Below are 3,402 nucleotides of genomic sequence, written 5' to 3'. Positions count from 1 at the left end.
CAGTACGTCACTACTTTGTATATCTGGAGACACCAATAAGAAATCTTTGAGATGCACCACACGCTCATTTTCATTCTTGGGACAATGCTTAATTTACACGACTTTCAGCCTTAACCCAAGCGTATTGTATTGAAAACCCAAATGCCCAAGATTATTCCCCACTAGCAGGTGATCGTAGGCAAGTTGCGATGCGACAGATTAAAGTTCGACGTGGCCAACCTGCATTTAGACAAGCTTTACGAATGCGCTACGGCGACCAATGCATGATCACTGGTTGCAATCTAATAGATGTCATTGAAGCATCTCACATATCCCCATATCGTGGTCAAGAAGATAATCACCCAGATAATGGTCTTCTTTTACGGGCAGATTTGCATACCTTGTTTGACCTTGATCTCATTGGTATTCATCCAGAATCTTTACAAGTGCAGATGCATCCGCGAGTCTTGGGTGCTGGCTACCAAACTTTTGCAAATCAGTCATTACGATGTACTGATGGAAGACCAAGCAAAATAGCTCTTGAGTCTCGATGGACACTCTTTCAAATGCGCCTTCAAGCTTAATTTGAACTTTCAACGGAGAGGGGGAGATTCGAACTCCCGGAGGTTTTAGCCTCATCCGATTTCAAGTCGGACGCAATCGACCACTCTGCCACCTCTCCAGTAAATCTGTCAAACTTATGCTTACCCTACTTTCAGACCCTATTCAGGCGCTTTTGTTGGTTAGCACTAAAGCTGACAGATAATACTATATCGTATCATCTACGCAGATTGCACTACTGGATGGGAATGTCTACGACACAATAGGCGATCGCTCGTACAAAATTTCCTCTGAAGCCACCTGAAAGTCATTCCCAACCCAAACTAGGGAAACTTGCGAAACCACACCCGCCTCTAGGGTGACAATGGAAAAATTACGCAACTTCTCGCTGTCATTTTCCACAATCCTGGGGACACTAGCCGCATTTAAGTAAATTGTCCCCTCTGGACTTCTAAAGATGGGCTTGCGCTGCACCTTCTTGGTATGGCGTAAATCTCGGTGCATGTGACCAAAGGTCACCAGAGGAATAGTTTTACCAGCAGTCAAGGCTTGAGAAATCGCCTCGCCCAAATCTGGATCGCCAAAATCGCCGCCAATTGGGTGCCAGTCTTTGCCGCAAGGGTCTTCGGGGCGATCGCCTAACCCACTAGGCCCATTGTGACCCAAAAATATAATCGTCTCGTAAGCTGCACTTTTAACTGCTTTAACGATGCGATCGGCAGATTCTTCCAAACTCGTCACACCGTAACGTTCTTTACAGATTTCCGCGAATTTCCACTCTGGGCCACCCCAGGTAAAGGGACGACCCCCCACTACAGTTAAATTCCAAGCGGGAAAATCCAACTTACCGTAACCGACATGGGACGGGCCTAATAAATCGAGTTGTTCCTGTACCCAGTCTTCCTTAGAGCGGTCATAAGGAGCCTTTTTGCGTCCCCATTCGGTGGCGGTGTACCAGGCATCGTGGTTGCCCATCACGGCTGCTTTGGGAATATCGAGAGAAGCGATCGCTCTGACCACTTCCACCGACTCATTGCCAAAATCCCCGACAAACAGCACTAAGTCAACACCCAAATGCTTGAGTGCAACGCCATCTTCCACTTCCCATTGGTCGTGAATATCTCCAACTACAGCAATTTTGAGGTTTATCGATTGAGTTTTCTGACTGGTCATGCCACTTTCCTTGCCGTCTATCTCCAGGATATGAAACTCAGCCCGATTTGGACACAACCCCAAAATATCAACCGTCCACTATTTTTGGTAAAAACTACTATAATTGATTCCACAGGACATAAATTTGCAACTTAAAGCACCCCTTAACTGTGTTTACCACTGCACTAGCTCAACGAGAAAACACCCAACTGGGTGAACTACCACTAGATTTGTTTGCCGCGATTCAGAGTCTGAAAAAAGAACTCAACGCCGTTATCCTGGCGCATTATTATCAAGAGCCAGATATTCAGGATATTGCAGACTTTATTGGGGATTCATTACAACTAGCGAAAGCCGCAGAAAAAACCAATGCGGATGCGATCGTTTTTGCTGGTGTTCACTTCATGGCAGAAACAGCAAAGATACTTAATCCTGATAAATTAGTACTTTTACCAGATTTGGATGCTGGTTGTTCTTTAGCAGACAGTTGTCCACCAGAGGCGTTTACAGCTTTTAAAGCAGCGCATCCGAATCATTTGGTGGTGTCTTACATCAACTGTTCTGCTGATATCAAGGCGATGAGTGATATTATTTGTACTAGCTCCAACGCTGTCAAGATTGTAGAGCAGATACCGAAGGAACAGCCGATTATTTTTGCCCCCGATCGGAATTTGGGGCGGTATGTGATGGAACAGACAAGACGAGATTTGGTGCTATGGCAAGGTAGCTGTGTTGTCCATGAAACCTTTTCGGAAAAGAAAATTGTCCAGTTAAAAATTGCATACCCAGAAGCAGAGGCGATCGCACACCCAGAATGTGAAAGTAGTGTATTGCGCCACGCCAGCTTTATTGGCTCTACAGCCGCTTTACTCAAGTATTGTCAAAACAGCCCCACCAAGGAATTTATCGTTGCTACGGAGCCTGGAATCATTCATCAAATGCAAAAATTAGCTCCTGACAAGCACTTCATCCCTGCACCGCCGATGAATAACTGTGCTTGTAACGAATGTCCATTTATGCGATTAAACACCCTAGAAAAGCTCTACTGGGCAATGAAAAATCGCACTCCCGAAATTACCATGTCAGAGGATATCCGCCTTGCTGCACTGCGACCAATGCAACGAATGCTGGAAATGAGCCTGTAACCAGTATTTTTTATCCCGATGGTAGAGACGCAGTTTTGTTGCGATCTCTACCCACAAGTTATTTTTTCTAATCACTTGCTATTTATAAAACATGGTGCTAATATTTTAAATCGTGAGACAAATCGGGTCGGTGTCCGAGTGGTTAATGGAGACGGACTGTAAATCCGTTGGCTAGCGCCTACGCTGGTTCAAATCCAGCCCGGCCCACCACTTACGAAGTTATAAGTTATAATGACTGGGTTAAGAGCAAAGCTCCCAGCATTGTAACTTACAACTGAAAAACCAAAGTTATATTTTGCCCGTGTGGCTCAGTGGTAGAGCACACCCTTGGTAAGGGTGAGGTCACGAGTTCAATCCTCGTCACGGGCTTTTACAGAGACATTTACCAGTCCTAAACCACTCTAGCTTGTCCTAAATATGTCTTAAGCATAGGACAGTCTAGGGCGTGTTTTCAAACTCGTTGTATCCTAAAAAAATAGGCGATCGCTGTATAGTCATGATCAACCGAGGAGACTTAAGTAACGAACAGTGGGAGAGGTTAAAACCGTTACTACCACCACAAAAA

4 protein-coding genes and 3 tRNA genes are annotated in these 3,402 nt (G+C 45.1%); 5 read left to right on the top strand and 2 right to left on the bottom strand.

Features of this window, described 5'->3' with window-relative positions:
* The first annotated feature begins 188 nt into the window (after window positions 1-188).
* Window positions 189-563, top strand: coding sequence for an HNH endonuclease (locus tag LC586_RS40035; protein WP_229491312.1), 375 nt, complete (start codon window positions 189-191; stop codon window positions 561-563).
* Window positions 564-576: 13 nt separating this feature from the next.
* Here the strand turns inward: LC586_RS40035 and LC586_RS40030 are convergent.
* Window positions 577-661: transfer RNA gene (locus LC586_RS40030), tRNA-Ser, on the bottom strand.
* Window positions 662-792: 131 nt separating this feature from the next.
* Complete coding sequence (locus tag LC586_RS40025) at window positions 793-1,713, bottom strand: TIGR04168 family protein (protein ID WP_229491311.1); 921 nt, start codon at window positions 1,711-1,713, stop codon at window positions 793-795.
* Here LC586_RS40025 and LC586_RS40020 point away from each other — a divergent pair.
* From LC586_RS40020 to LC586_RS40005, 4 genes are all read left to right on the top strand, one after another.
* Complete coding sequence (locus LC586_RS40020) at window positions 1,693-1,848, top strand: hypothetical protein (protein WP_229456357.1); 156 nt, start codon at window positions 1,693-1,695, stop codon at window positions 1,846-1,848. The two genes, LC586_RS40025 and LC586_RS40020, sit on opposite strands and share 21 nt — an antisense overlap.
* A gap of 14 nt (window positions 1,849-1,862) precedes the next feature.
* Window positions 1,863-2,837 (top strand): quinolinate synthase NadA, encoded by a 975-nt coding sequence (gene nadA / locus LC586_RS40015; protein WP_229491310.1) that lies wholly within the window; start codon window positions 1,863-1,865, stop codon window positions 2,835-2,837.
* 124 nt (window positions 2,838-2,961) lie between these two features.
* A tRNA-Tyr gene (locus LC586_RS40010) sits at window positions 2,962-3,047 on the top strand.
* 87 nt (window positions 3,048-3,134) lie between these two features.
* Window positions 3,135-3,206 (top strand) — tRNA-Thr (locus LC586_RS40005).
* The last annotated feature ends 196 nt before the right edge of the window (window positions 3,207-3,402 follow it).

Source organism: Nostoc favosum CHAB5714 (genome assembly GCF_020829495.1).
GTDB classification, from domain to species: Bacteria; Cyanobacteriota; Cyanobacteriia; order Cyanobacteriales; family Nostocaceae; genus Nostoc; species Nostoc favosum.
Note: the sequence above shows the minus strand (reverse complement) of the source record. Positions and strands in the feature narration are given on the sequence as shown.

What these genes read in the sequence shown, in the direction of transcription:
- LC586_RS40025 (WP_229491311.1), bottom strand. Translation starts at nt 1,713, where the DNA reads ATGACCAGTCAGAAAACTCAATCGATAAACCTCAAAATTGCTGTAGTT.
- LC586_RS40035 (WP_229491312.1), top strand. Translation starts at nt 189, where the DNA reads ATGCGACAGATTAAAGTTCGACGTGGCCAACCTGCATTTAGACAAGCT.